We start from the raw sequence: 19,933 nt of genomic DNA, 5'->3' as shown, positions 1-19,933 counted from the left end.
GCAGCTTCCCCCGCTCTGTTCAGCGGGTCGGGCGCGATGGTCCCGAGGACCCTGCCGGGTACTCGTCGAGCGGCACGAGGTTGCGGGACCAAGCCGACAGGATCGGAGTGACCACCCGCCAGGCCTGTTCGGCCTCGTCGGCGCGGATGGCCAGGGCCGGGTCGCCGCGCAACACGTCGAGCAGGAGCCTGCCGTAGGCCGGAAGTTCGGGCGGGTGCATCTGCGCGGTCAGGGCGAGTGGTTCCAGCGTGTTGACGGTGCGGCCGATCGCGGTGAGTTCGAGCGACAGGCATTCGGGGTCGAGCCCGAATCGCAGCACATCGGGCGCGGCGGTGCCTTGGTGACCGAAGGGCATGTGCGGGACCGGTCGGAAGTGGACGGCGACCTCCTTGCGATCCGAACCCAGCGCTTTGCCGGTGCGCAGCACGAAATTCGTTCCGGACCAGCGCCAGCTGTCGATCGTCAGCTCGACCTCGGCGAACGTTTCGGTGCGCCGCTGTGGGTCGACGCCGTGCTCCTCGACGTAGGACGGGACGTCGCGCTCGCCGATACTGCCCGCCAGGTAACGGCCGCGGGTGGTGCGGCGCGGGATGTCGGCGTCGGTCAGGGGGCGGATCGATCGCAGGACATCCACCTTCCGGTCCCGAAGATCACGCTCGGACAGGGTGATCGGCGGTTCCATGGCGATCAGGCACAGCAGTTGCAGCAGGTGGTTCTGCACCATGTCCTCGAGTGCGCCGACATAGTCGTAATATCCGGCGCGGCCCTCGAGCGTGAGGGTTTCCTCCCAGACGATCTCGACCTCGGCGATGTGCGCGCTGTTCCAGACCGACTCGAGTATCCGATTCGCCAGCCTGCTGCCGAGCAGGTTCTGCACGGTCGTCATGGCGAGGAAATGGTCCACTCGGAACACGGCTTGTTCGGGCACGAGATCCGCGAGCAGCCGGTTCAACTCCTGCGCACCGGCCAGGTCCTCACCGAACGGCTTCTCCAGCACGATCCGGCTCCCCGCGGGCAGACCGGCCTCGTGCAGCGTCGTGACCGCCGTGGGAAACAACGCCGGGGGAAGCGCGAGGTAGATCGCGACGGGTTCGTCGCCGGGGATCAGTCCCGCCACATCCTCCGAACTCTGGACATCCGCCCGTCGATAGCGGGTCGCGGCCTCGGTCGCCTTCCTCGCCGTGGCCGGTGTGTCGGCGGCATGGCGATCGAGCTGGGTCGCGACCCACTGCTGAAACTGCTCCTCGCTCCGGCCTTTCCGATCGGCGCACACCATTTCGAAACGGCTGTCCAGATGCCCGTTCGCGAACAGTGCGCTAACCCCCGGCAACAGGTACCGGCCGGCGAGGTCCCCGGTGCCGCCGAAGACGACCAGCCGGGTGATCACGCGGTACCCGCACGCGCTCGGCCCGGATTCGCGACGTCGGGATCGTACATGCCGCCCCTTCCACGAGTGTGACTGTTCTGCAAGTGATTTCAGTAGAATCTGGGCAGCGGCCACGTGCCCGGTCTTCGTGTCCGATACCTGGAACCTCTGGTCGCAACCGTCGACATCGAATTTCCGCGCCATCGTGGACCGCACCGTCGTGACGCCGAAGGGCGTCCTGCCTCGCGATTTCAGATTATCAGTTGGCTTCATCTCGGCAAACAGTTGCGATCGGCGCACTCGGGAGCCCGGTCGACGGGGCTCGCCGAGGTGTCGATCGGCGTGACGCAGACGTGTGCGCAGCTCCCGCTACCCGTCAGGAGCCGAAACGCTGCGGAATCCGGCCGCCGACACGCCGCGGCTGACGCGCACCGATGAGGGATTCGTGGCAGATCCGATCGCTCGGCACGGCGTCGAGCGGTTGTTCGACACCTTGCCGGTACCGAGGCCGGCCGAGCCTGGACACCAATACCTCTGGTGGCGAGCGGCTTTCCGATCTCCGACCGCAATCCTCGTGTGCTCGCCGCACCTGCTCGCCCGATCACGGCCACCTGCCGCGAATCGAGATCGCCCGACAATCACGTTGTCCTGGAATCGATTTCGACGACGACCCGCGGCAGGAAGTAGCCGACCAACGGGCCCATGGCGACGGCGATGAGTACGGTGCCGACGCCGATGCTGCCGCCGAGCAGCCAGCCGGTAACGGCCACGGTGACTTCGATTACCGTGCGTACCAGGGCAATCGGCTTACCGGTGAGCCGTACCAGGCCGGTCATGAGTCCGTCGCGGGGCCCGGAGCCGAACTGCGCGCCGAGGTAGAGGGCGTCGAAGAATGCCAGCCCGACGATCCCGGCGATCAGGTAGAGAACTCGGATGCCGATATCGGGTGGTTCCGGGAGGATGAGTGCGGTCGCGTCGGCGGCGATGCCGATGAGGACGACGTTGAGAAGTGTTCCGAGACCGGGAAGTTCGCGCATCGGGAGCCAGGCGAGGAGTACGACAACGGCGATGAGGTTGGTCGCGGTGCCGAACGAGATGCCGGTGGAACCGGAGACGCCTTCGGTGAGCACACTCCAGCTGGCGGCGCCCAGCCCGGAGGTGACCAGCACCATCACCGATGCGCCGTAACCGATCAGCCCGAACAGCAGTTGTGCGAACCTGCGTGGCGTGCGTCCGGCGCGCAGTTGTTCGGCCGCGTTCATGCGACGGAGGACGAAGTGATCGCCGTGCCCGGCGGTCGGGGGATGCGGTGGAGTCACCGGATCATCCTCCGAAATTCTGGTATGTGATTCGATAGCCAGATTTGCGATTCTGGTTCGATGAAGATCAGTTCGTCGGCGGTGGCGCGAATGCTCGGCTCGTGGGATGCCGGGCCGGGCCCGGCGCACCAGCGCCTTGCGGACCGGCTGCGGCTGCTCGTGCTGGACGGACGCCTGGTGCTGGCCGCGGCGTTGCCGAGCGAACGTGATCTGGCGCTCGCCCTCGGCGTGAGCCGCACGACAGTCGGCACCGCCTATCGAACGCTGGCCGACGCGCAGTTCATCGACACCCGGCCGCGGTCGCGGGCGGTCGTCCGGTTGCCCGACGACCCGGGGCCGCGTCGGCGCGCCGCGTCCTCGGCTCCGACGATCGACCTGTCGTTCGCCGCACCGGCCGCACCCGGCCCGATCCTGCACCACGCCTTCAGCACCGCGTTGGAGCGGCTGCCGCGCTATTTCGATCGCCGGGGCTACGAGCGCGACGGCGTGGCCGAACTCCGGGAGTCTGTCGCGCGGTGGTACGCCGGGCGCGGGCTGCCGACGCGGCCGGACCAGATCATGGTCACCAACGGCGCTCAGCACGCGCTCGCCCTGATCGCCCGCACCCTGGTCCGCCCCGGCGAGCGGGTCGTGATCGATCATCCGACCTACCCGCACGCGATCCGGGCCTTCACCGACGTTCACGCCCGACTCGTGCCGGTCGCGCTCGAACCGGAGGGATGGAACGCCGAACAACTCCGTGTCGCCGGACGGGGTGCGGCGCTGGCCTATCTCATTCCGGACTTCCACAACCCGACCGGGCAGTGCATGTCCGCGCAGGTGCGGCGCGGCCTGGAGCCGGGTTGTCCGGTGGTGGTCGACGAGACGATGGCCGAGCTGGGCATCGACCTGCCGCGGCCGGCCGCGTTCGCGGCCGATCATCCGGATGCGATCAGCATCGGGTCGACGTCCAAGAGCATCTGGGGCGGTTTGCGGATCGGCTGGATCCGGGCCAGACCATCGATCCTGAACCGCCTGTCGCAACTGCGTCCCGGCTCCGATTTGGGCACTCCGATCCTGGAACAACTGGCCGCGAGCATCCTGCTCGACAGCCTGCACACCCACCTACCCGACCGGATCGAACGACTTCGGGTACAGCGTGATGCGTTGTATTCGGCACTGTCGCAACAGTTTCCGGACTGGTCGGTGCCGATCCCGCCGGGCGGCTTGTCGTTCTGGGTGGCTCTCGACGAACCGATCAGCTCGCGCTTGGCCGCGATCGCGCCGGACTACGGCATCACCCTGGCCGCCGGGCCGCGTTTCGGCATCGGCGGCGCATTCGAACGCCATGTGCGCCTGCCCTATTCGCTGCCGACGGACGAACTCGGCGCGGCGGTCGAACATCTGGCCGCGGCACGGCAGGCCGTCGTGCGCGGTGAACGCGGAAAACACGAACCGTCGACCGTCGCGTGAAAGGCCTCGGGCCCGAGCATGTTCGGGGCTGACGGGCATCGTTCGGGTAGCCCGGGCAGATCATCGAACAGGGGATCACAGCGTTGCGGGTCGGGCCGATCCACGACCCCGATCGGCGCTCGCCGAGTGGCGACCCGCGGGTGGTCGTCGGTAATTCCCGAGCGGGCTACGAGTTGGTCGAGCGTTGGTGCTTGGACCAGCGGCGGTAACCTGATTCGCCGCGGCAGGCCGGTCGACGTGGCGAAACCGCCACCATTTCCAGGGAATTCATCCCTTGCTTGCTCCGCTGCGGATCACACCCGCCTCCTCGTCTCGATAGCGCTGGGCAGTCGGCGCTTGCTCCGGTGATCGTGGTGTTCCGGTAGTGAAGCACCGAGATCGATGTGAGGTCCGGCCATCGTGGCGGGGCGCGATGCCGAAAGTCGACCGGTGTGGTGGTTGGGTGATTCGGTGTCTCTCGCCCCACCTGGTGGTTATCTAGTCCACAACCAGCGGACCAGTGCGAGCGCCCCGGCGATCACGGCAGCTGTTGTCGACATGATGCCGTAGTCGACCGGGGCATTGCTCTTTGCCCGGCGGTGTTTCGCCATTCCCACCACCTCCTTCCTGGGCGCGGCGTGTGGACCATGTCCACCGCCCCTCGGCCGGAGGTGTCGCCACTCTACGTCATAGATTCAGGCAAAACTGTTGGGGAACAACGGGTTTCACGTAATCGGAACGTTGTGCAAGTGGACCTGCTTCGGAAGCGGGAGTTGCGAGTCGTTCCCGTACGGGAGCGCGGGACACGAGTTGCTCGGAGGTCGCCTGATCGGGCTCGAGTAATCTGCTCATCCAGGCGCCTCGATGCCGGTCGGGGTTCACGGCGAAAGGGCAGGTGTGGCGGGCGCGAGGATGGTGGGGCTGTTCGCCGGTATCGGCGGACTCGAGCTCGGCCTCGCCGCGCACGGGTGGAGCACGGAATTGCTGTGTGAGATCGATTCCGGTGCGCGGGCCGTGCTTTCGGCGCGTTTTCCTGATGTCGAGGTGCATCAGGACGTCACCCGGTTGCGCGGGCTGCCGGCCGGGACCGAGCTGGTCGCGGCGGGCTTCCCCTGTCAGGATCTGTCGCAGGCGGGGCGGACGGCCGGTATCACCGGTGCGCGTTCGGGTCTGGTGGACGAGGTGTTCCGGTTGGTGCGGCGGCGTCGCGGTCCGCGGTGGCTGTTGATCGAGAACGTGCCGTTCATGCTCCAACTCGGGCGCGGACAGGCGATGCGGCACATCACCTCCGCCCTCGAGGAATACGGTTACATGTGGGCGTATCGGGTGGTGGATGCGCGGGCGTTCGGACTGCCGCAGCGGCGCTTGCGAGTGCTGATGCTCGCCTCGCGCACCGAGGACCCGCGGCCGGTGCTGTTCGGGACCGATGCCGGGCCGCACGAGATCGGAGATCCGGCGATCGATCCGTGCGGTTTCTACTGGACCGAAGGTGTGCGCGGGCTGGGGTGGGCGGTCAACGCCGTGCCGACACTCAAGGGCGGGTCGGGGCTGGGGATCGCGAGCCCACCGGCCGTCCGGCTGCGCTCGGGCGAGATCGTTACGCCCGGGATCGTCGATGCCGAACGGCTGCAAGGGTTTTCGCGGGACTGGACCGCGCCCGCGCTGACCGTGCCGGGGGTTCGGGCGGGGCATCGCTGGAAACTCGTCGGCAACGCGGTGAGTGTGCGGATGGCGACCTGGGTGGGCGGACGGCTGGCCGATCCGTCGGGCGAGGCGATACCCGAGGACGGGGTGTTGTCCGGGCAGCGCTGGCCGACCGCGGCCTGGGGCCGGGCCGGTACGTCGTACCGGGTACCGATCTCGACCTGGCCCATCCACGCACCGTACGAGGATCTGCGCTGGTTCCTCGAGGACGCCCGGCTGCTGTCCGCCCGCGCCACCGCCGGATTCCTGCGCCGGGCCGGACGTGGGACGTTGCGCTTCCCGCCGGGTTTCCTCGCCGATGTGCAGAACCATCTGCTACGCATGGGCGGATCACCGCAGGAAGCCGCCTAGCGTGCGGAGGTGCGCATGAGTTCGGAACGACCCGGCACCGACGCGGCGACCAGCGCCCGGATGTCCCGGCAGCGCCGGGTCGGCACCAAGCCGGAGATCGCGTTGCGCAAGGAGTTGCACCGCCGCGGCCGCCGCTATTTCGTGGACCGCGCGCCGCTGCCCGGAATGCGCCGGCGCGCCGATCTGGTCTTCCCGCGCCATCGCGTCGCGGTCTATGTCGACGGCTGTTTCTGGCACAGCTGCCCCGAACACGCCACCTTCCCGAAGAACAACGCCCGGTGGTGGGCCGAGAAACTGGCTGGGAACGTCGCCCGGGATCGCGACACCGACGCCCGCCTCGCCGCCGCGGGCTGGACCGTGGTCCGGGTCTGGGAACACGAGGACCCCATCGGCGCCGCCGATCGAGTTCAGGCCGCGCTGACCTCCCAATAGCGGTTCTCGCCTCGCTCATCAGCGATGATTGCGGAACAACTTCGGTACCCGGCCGTCGGAGTACGCGTGCCTGGGTCGAGGAATCGAGGGCGATGACAGCGCACAGGCGAGCACCCGCATCAATCGAGCCTCGACGCGGTCCGGGCGAGTCCCGGTACCGAGTGCACGCGCCCCCGCACAGGCCGAACAGAACCTGCGCACAAGGCGGCTGTCGCCCCGCGAGTCCGGATCGCGAGTGCGTGCATGGCTACCGGTCGCTTTCGGGGAGCGGCGGCCGTGAGTTGTGCGGAACGTCACCGAATGCGCGGGTATCCGCGGCGAGTGGACCGAGTGTGCGCGCTTCGCGCAGGGTCCGGATAGAACCTGTGGAGGCGGCAACGGTGGCGGCTGTGGTTCGGGAGGTTCGGGTCGCGAGTGCGTGGATTGCTGCGGGTCGCTTTCGGGGAGCGGCGGCCGTGAGTTGTGCGGAACGTCACCGAATGCGCTGGCATCCGCGGCGAGTGGACCGAGTGCGCGTGCTTTGCGCAAAGACCGGATAGAACCTGTGGCGGCTGTGGTTCGGGGAGTTCGGGTGGCGAGTGCGTGCGCGGATGCTGGTCGCTTTCGGTGCTCGGCGGGCGTCCGGCAGTCGTGGGGAACGTCGCAGGATGCGCGGGTGTTCACGGTGAGTGGGCGGGTAGGTCTGTCGCATCCGGCGGACGACGCCGTCGTGCGAGGTCGGTAGGTGTCGCTGTCGAGTGAAGTGGGCTGGTTTCGGGGTGCGTGAGAGGAAGAGGTCGGTGCGGACGGTTGCTTCGAACGGGCGCAGACCATGACGCGGGGTGCGACCGCCGTGGCGGTCGATTCCGTGCTGTACTGGCGGTCCCGGGCGGTTCGGTGGGGCATCGCGATGGCGATTGCCGTTGCGGGGGTTTGCTATTCGTCCTGGGTGCTGGAATTCGTGTTGCCGTTGCAGGCGAATCCGGTGCGGTCGTTCCTGAGTGAACTGGACGCGCAGGGCCGGGCCGATGCCTGGGTGTTCACCGCCGGGGACACGATCACCGGCTCGTTGGCGCTGGCCGCGGGGGTCGCGGGGCTGGTCGCGTTCGCGCGGCGGCGGTTGTCCACGGTCGGTTGGGTGGCGCTGGCCTGTTTCGGCGCGTCGACGATCGCCGACGCGCAGTGGCCGCTGCACACCTGTACGCCGAATCCGTGTCCGCCCGAGGACGACGGCATGTTCCCGCAACTACACCAGGTCCACGCGTTGACCAGCTCGCTCGCGGTGATGTCGATCTTCGTCGCGATGTTCGCGTTCAGCGCGGCGGCGTTCCGGTATCGGCGCTGGCCGATCCTGCGGCACAGCGGGCTGTGGATCCTGATCCTGGGATCGGGTGTGACGATCTGGATGATGATCGCGGACAATCTGCCGGGTAACTACGCCCTCGGCATCGCCCAGCGCATTCAGGTGGGAGCGATGTCGCTGTGGCTGGTCGCGCTGGCCGTGCAGATCTTCGTGGCCGAACGCACGGTCAGCGGCGACGAACCCGCACCGCGACCAGCGAACGGGGAGCCGAGGAGGCCAGGAATCCGGACGCGGCCATCGTGAGGAAGATGGCCAGTATGGCGGTCACGGCCAGGAGTTCAGCAACTGCGGTCATGACACCACGGTGCCAGCTCAGCCTGTACGCGATCCGTGGGCTTTATTGGTAAATCCTGAGAATCTCACCGGAGCGGGCGGATTGTCCGGTTCCGGCGGGATCGCGCAGGGGGTTCGCGCCGGGTATCGGACCGGTCGGTAAGCCACGTCGCATCGGCGGCCGGATATGTCCGCGACCGGCCGCCGTTGCCGGACCCGGCGGGTGATTCGTAGCGCGGATTTCCACCTGTGTGCGGGCTCCCGACCTGGCGGTACGCAGTCGGTCCATCGCTTGGACGGCCAGAAATTCGGTTGGCCGGGATGCCGATTGCTGGCAGCCTGGAAGGTCGCGCACGGAGCATGCGGCGCGCGAGCAGTCTGCCGATGAGGAAGGGGGAGCCTTGTCCGTTTCCGTATCGGAGAACGCGGCTCGTCAGGATATTGATTCGCCGAAACCGGTTGTCGCGCAGGCTGATCCGGCCGCCGGTTCGCTGCGTCGGTTGTGGCCGCAGATCCGGTGGTACCGGCGGGCGATGTTCGTCGCGGCGGCGCTGTCCGCGCTGGGCATGCTGTGCGACATCCTGCTTCCGGTGCTGACCGGACGGATCGTGGACGGCCCGGTCACGCATCGTGAATTCGGCGCGATCTGGTATCCGCTGCTGATGGTCGCGGCTCTGGCCGCGGTGAGCACGGTGACGGCCTGGATACGGCGCTGGATGGTCGCGCATCCGGCCAGCCGCCTCGAGCTGGATCTGCGCGCGAAGCTCTTCGCCCGCTTGCAGATTCTGTCGGTAGGCGTGCACGACGGGATGGAGTCGGGACAGCTGACCTCCCGGGCGATCACCGATATGTCCACGCTGCGAAGGTTTTTCGCCGCGGTCGCGCCCTCGCTGCTGTCACTGGGCGCGACGCTGTGGATCGGCATCGGTCTGCTGTTCGTGTTCAGCTGGCAGATCGGGCTGGTGGAGCTGGTGATCGAGGTGCCGCTGGTGATCCTGGCGTTGCGGTTCGAGCGCGGTTACGGTCTCGCCTCGCGGCGCGCGCAGGACAAATCCGGGGATCTGGCGACCATCGTGGAGGAGTCGGCGCAGGGCATCCGGGTGCTCAAGGCTTTCGGTCGCGGGCCCTGGTTCGGCGAGCGGTTCCGGCGGCAGTCCGGTGAACTGCGCACGCTGGAGCTGGCCAAGGTGCGTCTGGCCGCGACATTGTGGACGGCCTTGAACACGCTGTCCGCGTTGGGTATCGCGGCGGCGCTGGGCATCGGCGGATATCTGCTGGCCGAACACGCGATGTCGTTGGGCGCGCTGATCGCGGGCATCACGCTGACGACCTATCTGCAGTGGCCGATCATGGGATTCGGTTTCCTGCTGGCGGAATTGGAACATGCCCGCACGGCCGCCGAGCGGTACTGGGAGGTGATCGACACCCCCGTCGAGATCACCGATCCGGACGTGGCGGTGGCCCGGCCCGCCGAACTGCGCGGTGAATTGTGCTTCGAGGACGTGCGTTTCCGCTTTCCGGACAGCGAACGCGATCTGCTGCAACGGATTTCGCTCCGGCTGCGTCCCGGCGAGACCGTCGCGGTGGTGGGCGCCACCGGTAGCGGTAAATCCGCGCTGCTGGGACTGGTTCCGCGCCTGTTCGACGTGTCCGAGGGCGCGGTGCGGATCGACGGCATCGATATCCGCGCGCTGCGGCTGGCCGACCTGCGGTCGATGGTGTCGGTGGCGTTCGAGGATCCGGTGCTGTTCTCGGCGAGTGTGCGGGAGAACATCACCCTCGGCCATCCCGAGGCCACCGAATCGCAGGTACGCGCCGCCCTGGAGGTCGCCTGCGCGGACGATTTCGTGGACGCGCTGCCGTGGGGTTTGCGCACCCGCATCGGGGAGCAGGGGTTGAGCCTGTCCGGCGGTCAGCGTCAGCGATTGGCGCTGGCCCGCGCGGTGCTGGCCCGGCAGCGGCATCCGGGCGGGCACATCGTCGTGCTGGACGATCCGCTCTCGGCGCTGGACGTCAGCACCGAGAAGCAGGTCCAGGACCGCCTGCACAAGGCCCTGTCGGGCGCAACGGTCCTGCTGGTCGCGCACCGGCCCTCCACGGCGGCGTGGGCCGATCGGGTCGCGGTCCTGGACGGCGGCCGGATCATCGCCGACGGCCCGCACGAGGAACTCCTGGACACCTGCCCGCGCTATCGCGAACTGATGGGCGGCGAGATCACCGAGGACATCACCCCGGCCCCCGCCCGATGATTCCGACCTGCGCAACTCGTTCGACAGGAAGTGAAGATGTCGGAAGATTCTGATACCCAACAACATTCACAGCCGAGCCCATCCCGGTCGGCGGCCGTGGCAACGGGGTCGATTCCCGATTCCGTCAGCACCCCGGCCGGTTCGGACCGGATCGGCGCGAAGGGCGCGGCTCCGGCGCGGGACCGCGACTCCGGCACGGCCGCAACGGGTTCGATGTCGGCGGTCATGGCATCGGGCTCCCCGGAGGCTGCCGGTTCGGTCCGGCGTGAGACACCGAACGAGGTGGCGGAGCCGAGCACCGCCGCAGCGTCGGCGCGGACGTCCGAAGCCGGCGCGTCCGGGTCCGAACACGGACTCCATACCGACGCCGAGGCGGGGGCGCGGTTACCCGATGCCGCGACGAGTTCGGCGACCGGCGGCGAAGACGGTTGGCGCGGTGTCGCGGCCGAGGAGGCCGAGGCCACCGAGGAGGTGAATCTCGCGCTGGCGGCTCGGTCGCGGCGGTTGCTGTGGTCGTTGGTGCGGCCGTACCGGATGTGGGCGTCGGCCGCGATACTGCTGGTGATCGTGGACAACGCGACGATGGTGGCGGTGCCGCTGTTCGTCGCTCGCGGACTCGACTCGGGAGTGCGTAATGCGCTGGGCGGCAACTGGAATGCACTGACCCTCGCGGTGGCCTGCGTTACCGGCTGCGCGCTGTTGGGCGGGCTGACGACCTTCACCTTCGTGCGGATATCCGGACGGTTGAGCCAGAACGTGCTGTTCGACCTGCGGACGCGGGTGTTCGGGCACGTGCAGCGCCTGTCGATCGCGTTCCATGAGAACTACACCTCCGGCAAGATCGTCGCGCGACTGACCAGTGATCTGGAATCGCTGGAGGACCTGCTCGACCGCGCGCTCAACGACGCGCTCAGCGCGGTGCTGTCGGTGCTGACCATCGCGGCCGTCCTGGTCTGGCTGGATGTTCCGCTGGCGCTGGTGGTGCTGGCCGGATTCGTTCCGCTGGTCTACGTCACCCGGTGGGCGCAGCGGCATCAGCGCGCGGGCTATCGGCGAACGCGTGGCGCGATCGCCAAGGTCGTCGTGCATTTCGTCGAGGTGATGGCGGGAATCCGTGCGGTGCAGGCATTTCGGCGTGAGGAGCGCAACGAAACGCTGTTGGCGCAGGAGGATTCGGTCTACGGTGCGGCGAATACCAGTGCCTTGCGCGGCATGGCGACCTACATCGGCTGGGCCCGGCTGATCCAGAACGTCACGACCGTGGTGATCCTGGTCTTCGGTGCGTGGCGAGTCATCCACGGCCACACCCGGATCGGTGTGCTCGCGGCGTTCCTGCTGTATCTGCGGCAGTTCTACGGCCCTGTCGATGAACTGGCCCAGGTGTTCAACTCCTATCAGTCCGCGGCGGCAGCGCTCGAGCGCGTCTCCGGTGTGCTCGAGGAGCAGCCGAGCGTGCCCGAGCCCGCGCGGCCGCGAACGTTGGACCGCCCGCGTGGTGAATTGCGTTTCGAGAACGTCGGTTTCGAATATCCGGCGCGCCGGACGCAGGCCGATGAGGCCGAGGGCAGGCCGATCCCGGTGCTGCCGACGTTCTCGCTGCGGATTCCGGCCGGGCAGATCGTCGCGCTCGTCGGAGCGACCGGGGCCGGGAAGTCCACGCTGGCCAAACTCGTCGCGCGGTTCTACGACCCGTCGCGGGGCGAGGTGCTGCTGGACGGTGTCGATCTGCGGGAGATCTCCGATGTGCGGCTGCGTCGTGCGGTGACCATGGTGACGCAGGAGTCCTACCTGTTCTCCGGTTCGGTGGCCGACAACATCCGGCTCGGCAAACCCGAGGCCACCGACGCTCAGGTGCACGCGGCCGCCCGCGCGGTCGGCTTCTACGACTTCGCGATGTCCCTGCCTCAGGGTTTCGACACCGATGTGCGCAAACGCGGTGGACGGCTGTCGGCGGGGCAGCGTCAGCTGGTCGCCTTCGCCCGGGTTTTCCTCGCCGATCCGGCGGTGATCGTCCTGGACGAGGCCACCTCCAGCCTCGATATCCCCGGTGAGCGGCAGGTGCAGAAGGCCCTGGAGACGGTGTTGCGCGACCGGACCGCGGTCATCATCGCGCACCGCCTGTCCACCGTCGCCATCGCCGATCGCGTCCTGGTGCTGGACTCCGGCCGGATCATCGAGGACGGTGCCCCGGCGGATCTGATGACCGGAACCGGCCATTTCGCCGGTCTGCACACCGCGTGGCGGGAATCACTGGTCTGAGTGGGGGGTGCGGGCGTGCCCGCACGCCGCCACTGCACCGCCTCGACGGTGCAATATCCGGCCCGCACAGCGCCCGCCGGGGTGGTAAGGCGTCCGAAGTCGCCTACGGTATAGGTGTGACGAATCCAGCCCAGGGCAATTCGCATGCCGCCCCGGTGAGCGGTGCCGACGCGGATGTGCAGCCGACCGTGTCGCGATGGCCCTCGATTCTCACCTGGCGCGCGCACAACGGCAGCCGGATGGAGTCGGTGCGCGTCGTGGTGACCGGCAACCGGATTCGCGCCTCCGGTCGCATCACCGGCGGCGAATGCGCCGATCACCCCGCGTTCAGCGCCTCCTACGACCTGATCACCGACGAGAACGGCGCGACCAAGCGCCTGTCGCTGCGCAGTACCGTCGCCGCGGGCGAGCAGCACGCGTCGATCGCCCGCGACCAGGAGAACTACTGGCTCATCGACACCGGCGGCACCCACGTGCGCTCCACCTTCGCCGGAGCGCTGGACGTCGACGTGGTGCTCAGCCCGTTCTTCAACACCCTCCCGATCCGGCGCCACGCCCTGGCCCGCTCCATCGGCGACGTCGAGGTCCCGGTCGTCTACGTCCGCCTGCCGGATCTGCTGGTCCAGGAGGCGAGCCTGACCTACTCCGCCGGATCGGACGGCATCCACGTGCTGTCGCCGGTGTCCAGCGCGACCCTCACCGTCGATCCGGACGGATTCGTGCTGGACTATCCGGGCCTTGCCCAGCGGATCTGAGCCGGACCGTCGATGGCCGGTTCGCGGCCGGGAAGCGGCCCGCCCGCGCGGCCGCTGTGTGACGAGCGGCATCCGCCGCAGGGCCGGTCGGCCGCCGGCGCTGCGGGTGGGCCGTTCGTTCCACCGGGGCTTCGAACGGGGCGGCGTTCTAATCCAGGCTTCGGATAACCCCGCCGCGCTGACCGGCCTCGTGCAGGCGGTTCAGCCAATCCTGGTCTCCGGGGCGGATATCGGTGATCTCCCAGCGTTGCAGGTCCTCGTAGCGGACTCGCTCGCTGTACCCGGCGTCGGCGATTTCGCCGAGGGTGCCGTCGGCAGCCAGGCTCGCGCGGGCGTCGGTGAGCAGGCGCAGCGCGTCGTCGAGCGCGTCCAGCAGGGCGGTCGCGTTCGGTTCGCAGATCGCGCGGACCAGGTCGGCCGCGGTGCCCGCGACCCGGGTGCCGTCGCGGAAGGAGCCCGCGGCCAGGCCGAGCGCCAGGTCACCGCCGCCGGCGCCGACGACGGCCAGCGCCTCGGCCAGCACATGCGGCAGATGCGAGATGCGCGCCACCGCGCGGTCGTGCTCGTCGGCGAGTACCGGCACGACATCCGCGCCGCAGTCCAGCGCGAGCCGCGCCACGCGGGTCCAGGTCTGCGCATGCGTGCCCGGGTCGACGCCGAGCGCCCAGGCCGCGCCCCGGAACAGCTCCGGAGTCGATGCGGCCCAGCCGGATTCGGAGGTTCCGGCCATCGGATGCCCGCCGACGTACCGGGCGTGGAGTTCGTGCCGGCGGACCGTGTCGGCCACGGGAGCCTTCACGCTCACCACGTCGGTGAGCGCGCAGTCGGGGGCGAAGAGTTTCACATCGGACAGGATCGAATCGAGGGCCGGCATGGGGACGCCGACCACGAGCAGCGCGTCGTCGGTCGCGGCGCGGCGCAGCACGGTCTCGATATCGTCGGAGACGTCGAACCCGTCGGCCCGCGCGGCCTGCACACCGCCGCGGGAGCGGTTGTACGCCCACGCCTCGTATCCGGCCGCGACGGCCGCGCGAAGCACGGAACCGCCGATCAAACCCGTTCCCAGCACACATATCGCGGATTTCGGCTCGAGGGTCACCGAACCAGATTCGCATACGACTTCAACATTTGAGCCGAAGCGGACTACCGTTGCGGCCATGGCAGCACAGCGCTCGAGCACGAACAGGGCGACGTCGGATGAATACGACGACGTGGAAGGGTTCGCAGTAGCGGTTGTCCGCGAAGAAAGCACCTGGCGATGCAGTCCGTTGAGCTCGGCGGCACTGCATTCCCTGGCCGAGGCCGAGGCCGAGTTGCGCGAGCTGCGCAGCACCGGCGCGGTATTCGGACTGCTTGATATAGACGATGAGTTCTTCATCGTGCTGCGGCCCGCACCCACAGGTTCTCGCCTACTCATTTCCGATGCCACCGCGGCGATCGACTACGACATCGCCGCGGACGTGCTCGAGGCCTTGAACGTCGAGATACCCGATATCGATCCGGACGATCTGGACGACGTAGAGCCTTGGGAGGAGGGCGATCTCGGCGTGCTGTCGGATCTGGGCCTGCCCGAACCGGTGCTCAGCGTGATCCTCGCCGAGAGCGACCTGTACCCGGACGAGCAGCTCGGGATGATCGCGCAGCGTCTCGGTTTCCCGAACGAGTTGTCCGCGGTTCTGGACAAGCTGCCGCGCTGAGCAGTGCCGTCCCGCGATGTGCGCGCCGACGAGGAGCTGATTCGCGCGGCCTTGTCGGCGGCACGGGCCGCCGACCCGCGTGACGTCCCCGTCGGCGCGGTGGTGTTCGACGCGTCCGGCCGGGAGCTGGCGCGCGCCGCCAACGCCCGCGAGGCCTTGGGCGACCCCACCGCCCACGCCGAGGTGCTGGCGTTGCGCGCCGCCGCCGCGGTCGTCGGCGATGGTTGGCGGCTCGAGGGCACGACCCTCGCGGTCACCCTGGAGCCCTGCACGATGTGCGCGGGCGCACTCGTCCTCGCCCGGGTCCGGCGCCTCGTCTTCGGCGCCTGGGAGCCCAAGACCGGCGCCGTGGGCTCCCTCTGGGACGTCGTGCGCGACCGCCGCCTCAACCACCGCCCCGAGGTCCGCGGCGGTGTTCTCGAATCCGATTGCGCCGCAACCCTCGACGCATTCTTCCGCGGCCAGCGCTGATCACCGCCGCTTCGTCCCGGCGTCGCACACCCGCTGATACCTCGCTCCGTGCGCGCCGGTGCACCCCGCATCGCGGTCGCGAGGTTGTCCGATGCGAGCGGCCCGGCTCCGAGCTGCCGAATCTCTCGATTTCGGGTTCGGCGGGGTGTTCCGGTAAAGTCACCTGCGGTGGCGTGTCCGAGCGGCCTAAGGAGCACGCCTCGAAAGCGTGTGAGGGGTAACCCCCCTCCGAGGGTTCAAATCCCTCCGCCACCGCTAGGAGCTCCTGATCTGTATACACAGGTCAGGAGCTTTTCTTATGGTTCGCAGAGTGATCGGACCGCAGACTCCGAACGAATTCCTGGCATACAACTTGCCGTCTGTCGCAGCGGTCAAGATTGTCAGTGCCTTGGCCTACACTGGCGGACAGACCGAGGAAACCGGGGGAATGGGGCGTCCGATGAGCAAAGAGTTGGGTGCGATCGATATCGCGCGATGGTTCGTGGCCTGGGCTGAGAACATCGATGCCGAGCTGTCGAACTTGAAGGTCCAGAAGTTGCTTTACTACGCGCAGGGGCGTCATCTCGCGGAGACCGGTCGGCCGCTGTTCGCCGACCCTATCGAGGCATGGGCACACGGCCCAGTGGTTGCAGACGTCTACCACGCCTTGAAGCAGTTCGGCCGGAACCCGATTGATCCGGACAGTTTTCTCGGCGAGGACTTCGATTGGGACAACTTCAAGGCTGTCGAGCCTATTCTGCTGGGTACATGGGATACCTACGGCAGCCTCGCGGCTTGGGCGCTGCGCGAGCGCACTCACAAGGAAAGCCCTTGGCAGGAGGCGTTTGATGAGTCGCGAAACAAGACCATCACCGTAGCCCAACTCGAGGCGTTCTTCGTCCGTGGCGAATAAGAACGGCGTCCGCCGTAAAGGCACTGTCCCGCAACATGTTTCGAAGCCGACACCGCCACCCGTGGTCTCGAATGGCGAGCACGGCTTTCCTGTCCTTTGTTTGCGTCATCTGCAGGGTGGCTGGTGAATTGACCAGCTTACGCCGAAGCAGTGTCAGGAATTCCTTGCCAAGTGGCACAAACGTGCCCAATTGTCCTGGTTAGAGCTGCATCAACATCCAAAGCACGGGCTCGGTTCCGAACTACTGGATCGGTCGATGTTCAAACCCCGAGTCCCCGAGTGGCTCGAACGGGACAGGTACATGGTCTTCCGTCATGAAGCCAATCTCCCGTTCGCAGGTTTCCGAACCGGCGACATCTTCCATGTCCTATGGATTGAAGCCCGCTACAACGACCTCTACAACCACTGACCGTCATCCACCGTGGGCGTCGCAAGCAAGCCCAGATCAGTACCGTCAGAGGTAGGTCGACTGCGGTGCACGTGCGCGAAGCACGAAACGTGGTCTGCCTGGTGGGCGGGGACGGCCTGCGCCGGCACTGTTCCGGCGAGGACGCCGGTTGTGGTGACTGCGGCGTTTTGGGGGTTAAACAGATTTCGATCGCCCGATGTGCCGGCCGCATTCGGCCCACTGGTCGAGGCCCTCCGCGACCCGGATCAGCAGCGCCACGGACGGGGTCGAAGTCTGGAAATGGGGTGCGTCGGGAATGTCGGTCATGCCGGGGGTGCGCTGGGGAAGCTCGTCGCTCATGGTTCGGGCATGCGTCATCGGACCGGTTCAATCCTTCGTGTAGTGGCAGTGATGGGGCGCGTTCACCGCGGGCGCTTCGGCGGCCGGACCGCCCAGGTAATCACCAGCAGCGGCAGGCCGGTGGCGAGCAGGTAACCGAGGCCGATCACTCGACTGCTCCCGTGTTGACGTCGAGCCATCGCGCAAAAGTCAGTCGCGGGGACACGCACTCGACGCTCACCAGCGACATCAGCGCATTCATGGTCAATGCGTCGACGCGGTCGATAGTCGCGATGATCACCACGTCGACATCGGCGCCGCGCACCTGGTCGACGAGAGGTAGGAGGCTCGTCTCGGATGCCCACAGGATCTTGTAGCCGAGCGTGCGGGCGAGGCGCTGCACCTGTGCGCGCTGGAATTCGTACGCTTCGCCGTCCGGGTCCAGCAGTCCGAGCGCTGTCGGGTTCCATCGCATCGTTGCCTCCGTGGGTGACTGGAGAGCAACCGACGGCGGGGGCGGTACAAGGCGGATCGGGGAGGTCTTGGCCGCTCACCCCGGCGTCGGTGCCACCTTCGAGACTCGTCGTGACGGTGTGACCGGACGACGTCACAACCGGCGTCAATGCGCGCCCAAACGGGGCGACATTTCGGCGTCCAAAAGCTACCGTGAAGCCATGACGACAGCAGCAGCGCCGAACACGGCTTTGCGTGCGGCCCGGAACGCGCGCCGCATGTCACAGGACGACCTCGCCCGCGCACTCCGCGAAGCCGGATGCGTCAGCGCCAACAAACGACTCGTGCAACGCTGGGAATCCGGCCGTACCACGAACCCGCGACCATCACACGCGAGAGCCCTGGAAGAAGTCATGCGACTCCCTATCGAAACCCTCGGATTCGGTGCCGTGAGCACCGGTCATTCCCTGCCCGGCGATCCTCCCGGCCACGCGGTCGACTCGGCGATTGGCGATGTTCCGGTCGAGCGGCACCCGGGCGACTCGACACCGCAGGCCGCGGGCCCGTTCAGCGGGGTGTGGCTGAGCACCTACGAGTTTTACTCGTCCGGCCGGGACAAGACGTTCACCTCATCTCATTACGTCGTGCTGCTACAGCACGGGGACCGGTTGACCGTGCGCAGCCTGCCGAACTCCGCGCCGAGCATCATGCAAATGGACCTCACCGTCGACGGGCACATCGTGACGGGTACGTGGTCGGAGTCCACCGCTCCGAAGGGCTACTACAAGGGTGCGAAGTACCACGGGGCCATCCAGATGCTGTCCGAGCTGACTCACACTCGCCTGGCGGGCAAGTGGCTAGGGTATGGGAAGAACTTCGAAATCAACTCCGGCCCTTGGGAATTGGTATTGCAGGATCGGTCGACGTCCAAGGCGACTATCGAAGCGTTCGACCGGCCCGCGGAGTCGGTGTGAACGGCTGGATTTCCCAACTTTTCCCAACAACAGGCACTAATCCGGGGTGATCGGGCTTTTCCTTCCCCGCCGCGAGCCGGTCGAATGATTTGCTCCCAAGCTCACACCCCGGGGTGAGATCCCCCCACCCACGGGGCCCGGGAGTCATCTCGAGGGTTGCTGTCGCGGGTGCCGCCGAACAGGGAGATTAGAGGTACGAACACCGCCGCCACCGAGACCCTGGAGATCCGATCTTGCACACGAGCGCTCCGACACTCCCGCACGATGTCGGCAATCATGCACGCGTCGCGGAGACCGACAGCAAGCCTCGTCACCGTATTCCTGCTATCGCGCACCGCTTTCGTGCCGTGGCCGCGTTGAACCGTCCCGGTCGTGGGCATTCTCGTCCTGGCACTGCTCGTTCCCTGGCAGGGGGCACCCGGAAATCACGGCGGAGGCAGGTGTTGGCGGGCCTCGGTGTGCTCGGGGCTGTCGTGGTGTTCGTTGTCCCGCAGCCGGTTGCCGGGGCGGCCGTGGGTTCCGGGGGTGCGGAAAATCCCGCAGCCCGTGCGGCTGTCATGGAGTTGACCGGAGCGCATCCGGGCGCGGTCGCGATCCCGGCGGATTTCGCCGACGACAGTGGATACCAGCCGGTGCTCACGGACGGACTTCAGGTCGATCCCGGTGGCGCCTGCTCCTCCCCGGTACCGCTACCCGCCGAATTCCGGACCGCGTGCCAGGCGCACGACCTCGGCTACGACATGTTGCGTTACGCCGACGACCACGGGCAGCCGCTGGGCCCGTGGGCGCGCCAGGCCGTCGACGCAACGCTCGAACAGAGATTGCGGGACGTCTGCGATCACCACCACGGGCTGGGGCAGGCCCGGTGTCAGGCTACGGCCAACGTCGCGGCGAACGCGGTGGACCTGAACTCCCGCCGTCAGAACTACGCGACGCCCCGGCCCGAGTACATCTTCGGGATCATCCAGCTCTCGGGCGAACATCTCGGCTACCAACTCCTGGCCGTTGCGGCCACTGCCGCACTGGTTCTCGGTGGTATCGCGCTTGCTCGTCACCGAGTTCGTACGCGGCAGGCGGCGGCGAACGGCGCAGAACACCGAAACGACGCCAGCTCGCGCGCCGGGTGGGTACCCCTCGACTCACCGGCGCCCGCTTCGAGGAGCGGTCGCATCCCGTGTCGCACATGCCGGGACGATTGGCCGCGCCTCGATCTGGCCCGGGTCGCACTGTCCTGAATC

The 19,933-nt window shown here is 67.7% G+C and carries 17 protein-coding genes and 1 tRNA gene; 13 read left to right on the top strand and 5 right to left on the bottom strand.

Annotated elements, in window-relative coordinates; genetic code table 11:
* Positions 1–19 precede the first annotated feature (19 nt).
* Together AC5WS7_RS13235 and yczE are read right to left on the bottom strand one after the other, a co-directional pair.
* A complete protein-coding gene (locus AC5WS7_RS13235) occupies positions 20–1,387 on the bottom strand; it encodes a glucose-6-phosphate dehydrogenase (protein WP_495954752.1) in 1,368 nt (455 codons plus the stop codon).
* A gap of 617 nt (positions 1,388–2,004) precedes the next feature.
* The gene (gene yczE, locus AC5WS7_RS13230; RefSeq protein WP_495954751.1) at positions 2,005–2,685 is read right to left on the bottom strand and encodes a membrane protein YczE; all 681 of its coding nucleotides are present in this window, start codon (positions 2,683–2,685) and stop codon (positions 2,005–2,007) included.
* 60 nt (positions 2,686–2,745) lie between these two features.
* On the opposite strand from yczE, the gene yczR reads away from it, so the two are divergent.
* From yczR to AC5WS7_RS13195, 7 genes are all read left to right on the top strand, one after another.
* On the top strand, positions 2,746–4,137 hold the full coding sequence (yczR, locus tag AC5WS7_RS13225; RefSeq protein ID WP_495954750.1) for a MocR-like transcription factor YczR: 1,392 nt from the start codon (positions 2,746–2,748) through the stop codon (positions 4,135–4,137).
* Positions 4,138–5,028: 891 nt separating this feature from the next.
* Positions 5,029–6,171, top strand: a complete 1,143-nt coding sequence (locus tag AC5WS7_RS13220; protein WP_495955169.1) for a DNA cytosine methyltransferase — start codon at positions 5,029–5,031, stop codon at positions 6,169–6,171.
* Positions 6,172–6,186: 15 nt separating this feature from the next.
* The gene (locus AC5WS7_RS13215) at positions 6,187–6,603 is read left to right on the top strand and encodes a very short patch repair endonuclease (protein ID WP_495954749.1); all 417 of its coding nucleotides are present in this window, start codon (positions 6,187–6,189) and stop codon (positions 6,601–6,603) included.
* A gap of 832 nt (positions 6,604–7,435) precedes the next feature.
* Complete coding sequence (locus tag AC5WS7_RS13210; RefSeq protein WP_495954748.1) at positions 7,436–8,188, top strand: DUF998 domain-containing protein; 753 nt, start codon at positions 7,436–7,438, stop codon at positions 8,186–8,188.
* Between the two features lie 431 nt (positions 8,189–8,619).
* Positions 8,620–10,467 carry an ABC transporter ATP-binding protein gene (locus AC5WS7_RS13205; protein ID WP_495954747.1) on the top strand — a complete coding sequence of 616 codons (1,848 nt, stop codon included), beginning with the start codon at positions 8,620–8,622 and terminating at the stop codon, positions 10,465–10,467.
* Positions 10,468–10,563: 96 nt separating this feature from the next.
* Positions 10,564–12,726: an ABC transporter ATP-binding protein gene (locus tag AC5WS7_RS13200; RefSeq protein ID WP_495954746.1), complete on the top strand. Its 2,163-nt coding sequence runs from the start codon at positions 10,564–10,566 to the stop codon at positions 12,724–12,726.
* Between the two features lie 176 nt (positions 12,727–12,902).
* On the top strand, positions 12,903–13,481 hold the full coding sequence (locus AC5WS7_RS13195) for a putative glycolipid-binding domain-containing protein (RefSeq protein ID WP_495955168.1): 579 nt from the start codon (positions 12,903–12,905) through the stop codon (positions 13,479–13,481).
* Positions 13,482–13,629: 148 nt separating this feature from the next.
* Here the strand turns inward: AC5WS7_RS13195 and AC5WS7_RS13190 are convergent, their stop codons facing one another.
* Entirely contained in the window at positions 13,630–14,580 is a 951-nt protein-coding gene (locus AC5WS7_RS13190; protein WP_495954745.1) for a prephenate dehydrogenase, read from the bottom strand.
* A gap of 58 nt (positions 14,581–14,638) precedes the next feature.
* Between AC5WS7_RS13190 and AC5WS7_RS13185 the strand changes: the two genes are divergently transcribed.
* The 4 genes from AC5WS7_RS13185 to AC5WS7_RS13170 all read left to right on the top strand — a co-directional run bounded on the left by AC5WS7_RS13185 (position 14,639) and on the right by AC5WS7_RS13170 (position 16,541).
* Positions 14,639–15,178, top strand: coding sequence for a tRNA adenosine deaminase-associated protein (locus tag AC5WS7_RS13185; protein WP_495954744.1), 540 nt, complete (start codon positions 14,639–14,641; stop codon positions 15,176–15,178).
* A gap of 18 nt (positions 15,179–15,196) precedes the next feature.
* Positions 15,197–15,649: a nucleoside deaminase gene (locus tag AC5WS7_RS13180; RefSeq protein WP_495955167.1), complete on the top strand. Its 453-nt coding sequence runs from the start codon at positions 15,197–15,199 to the stop codon at positions 15,647–15,649.
* 167 nt (positions 15,650–15,816) lie between these two features.
* Positions 15,817–15,904: transfer RNA gene (locus tag AC5WS7_RS13175), tRNA-Ser, on the top strand.
* Positions 15,905–15,959: 55 nt separating this feature from the next.
* Positions 15,960–16,541, top strand: a complete 582-nt coding sequence (locus AC5WS7_RS13170; RefSeq protein WP_495954743.1) for a Panacea domain-containing protein — start codon at positions 15,960–15,962, stop codon at positions 16,539–16,541.
* A 583-nt stretch (positions 16,542–17,124) separates the two neighbouring features.
* Here the strand turns inward: AC5WS7_RS13170 and AC5WS7_RS13165 are convergent.
* Positions 17,125–17,307 carry a hypothetical protein gene (locus tag AC5WS7_RS13165; RefSeq protein WP_495954742.1) on the bottom strand — a complete coding sequence of 61 codons (183 nt, stop codon included), beginning with the start codon at positions 17,305–17,307 and terminating at the stop codon, positions 17,125–17,127.
* A 127-nt stretch (positions 17,308–17,434) separates the two neighbouring features.
* Positions 17,435–17,743, bottom strand: a complete 309-nt coding sequence (locus AC5WS7_RS13160; RefSeq protein ID WP_495954741.1) for a hypothetical protein — start codon at positions 17,741–17,743, stop codon at positions 17,435–17,437.
* 199 nt (positions 17,744–17,942) lie between these two features.
* Between AC5WS7_RS13160 and AC5WS7_RS13155 the strand changes: the two genes are divergently transcribed.
* On the top strand, positions 17,943–18,695 hold the full coding sequence (locus tag AC5WS7_RS13155; RefSeq protein WP_495954740.1) for a helix-turn-helix domain-containing protein: 753 nt from the start codon (positions 17,943–17,945) through the stop codon (positions 18,693–18,695).
* A 440-nt stretch (positions 18,696–19,135) separates the two neighbouring features.
* Positions 19,136–19,930 (top strand): hypothetical protein, encoded by a 795-nt coding sequence (locus tag AC5WS7_RS13150; RefSeq protein WP_495954739.1) that lies wholly within the window; start codon positions 19,136–19,138, stop codon positions 19,928–19,930.
* The last annotated feature ends 3 nt before the right edge of the window (positions 19,931–19,933 follow it).

Source organism: Nocardia sp. PLKS1-43 (assembly GCF_059510335.1).
The sequence above is the reverse complement of the archived record's forward strand: the minus strand, read 5'-3'. Positions and strand labels throughout refer to the sequence as shown.

What these genes read in the sequence shown, in the direction of transcription:
- yczR (WP_495954750.1), top strand. Translation starts at nt 2,746, where the DNA reads ATGAAGATCAGTTCGTCGGCGGTGGCGCGAATGCTCGGCTCGTGGGAT.
- AC5WS7_RS13220 (WP_495955169.1), top strand. Translation starts at nt 5,029, where the DNA reads ATGGTGGGGCTGTTCGCCGGTATCGGCGGACTCGAGCTCGGCCTCGCC.
- AC5WS7_RS13215 (WP_495954749.1), top strand. Translation starts at nt 6,187, where the DNA reads ATGAGTTCGGAACGACCCGGCACCGACGCGGCGACCAGCGCCCGGATG.
- AC5WS7_RS13185 (WP_495954744.1), top strand. Translation starts at nt 14,639, where the DNA reads ATGGCAGCACAGCGCTCGAGCACGAACAGGGCGACGTCGGATGAATAC.
- AC5WS7_RS13165 (WP_495954742.1), bottom strand. Translation starts at nt 17,307, where the DNA reads ATGACGCATGCCCGAACCATGAGCGACGAGCTTCCCCAGCGCACCCCC.
- AC5WS7_RS13160 (WP_495954741.1), bottom strand. Translation starts at nt 17,743, where the DNA reads ATGCGATGGAACCCGACAGCGCTCGGACTGCTGGACCCGGACGGCGAA.
- AC5WS7_RS13155 (WP_495954740.1), top strand. Translation starts at nt 17,943, where the DNA reads ATGACGACAGCAGCAGCGCCGAACACGGCTTTGCGTGCGGCCCGGAAC.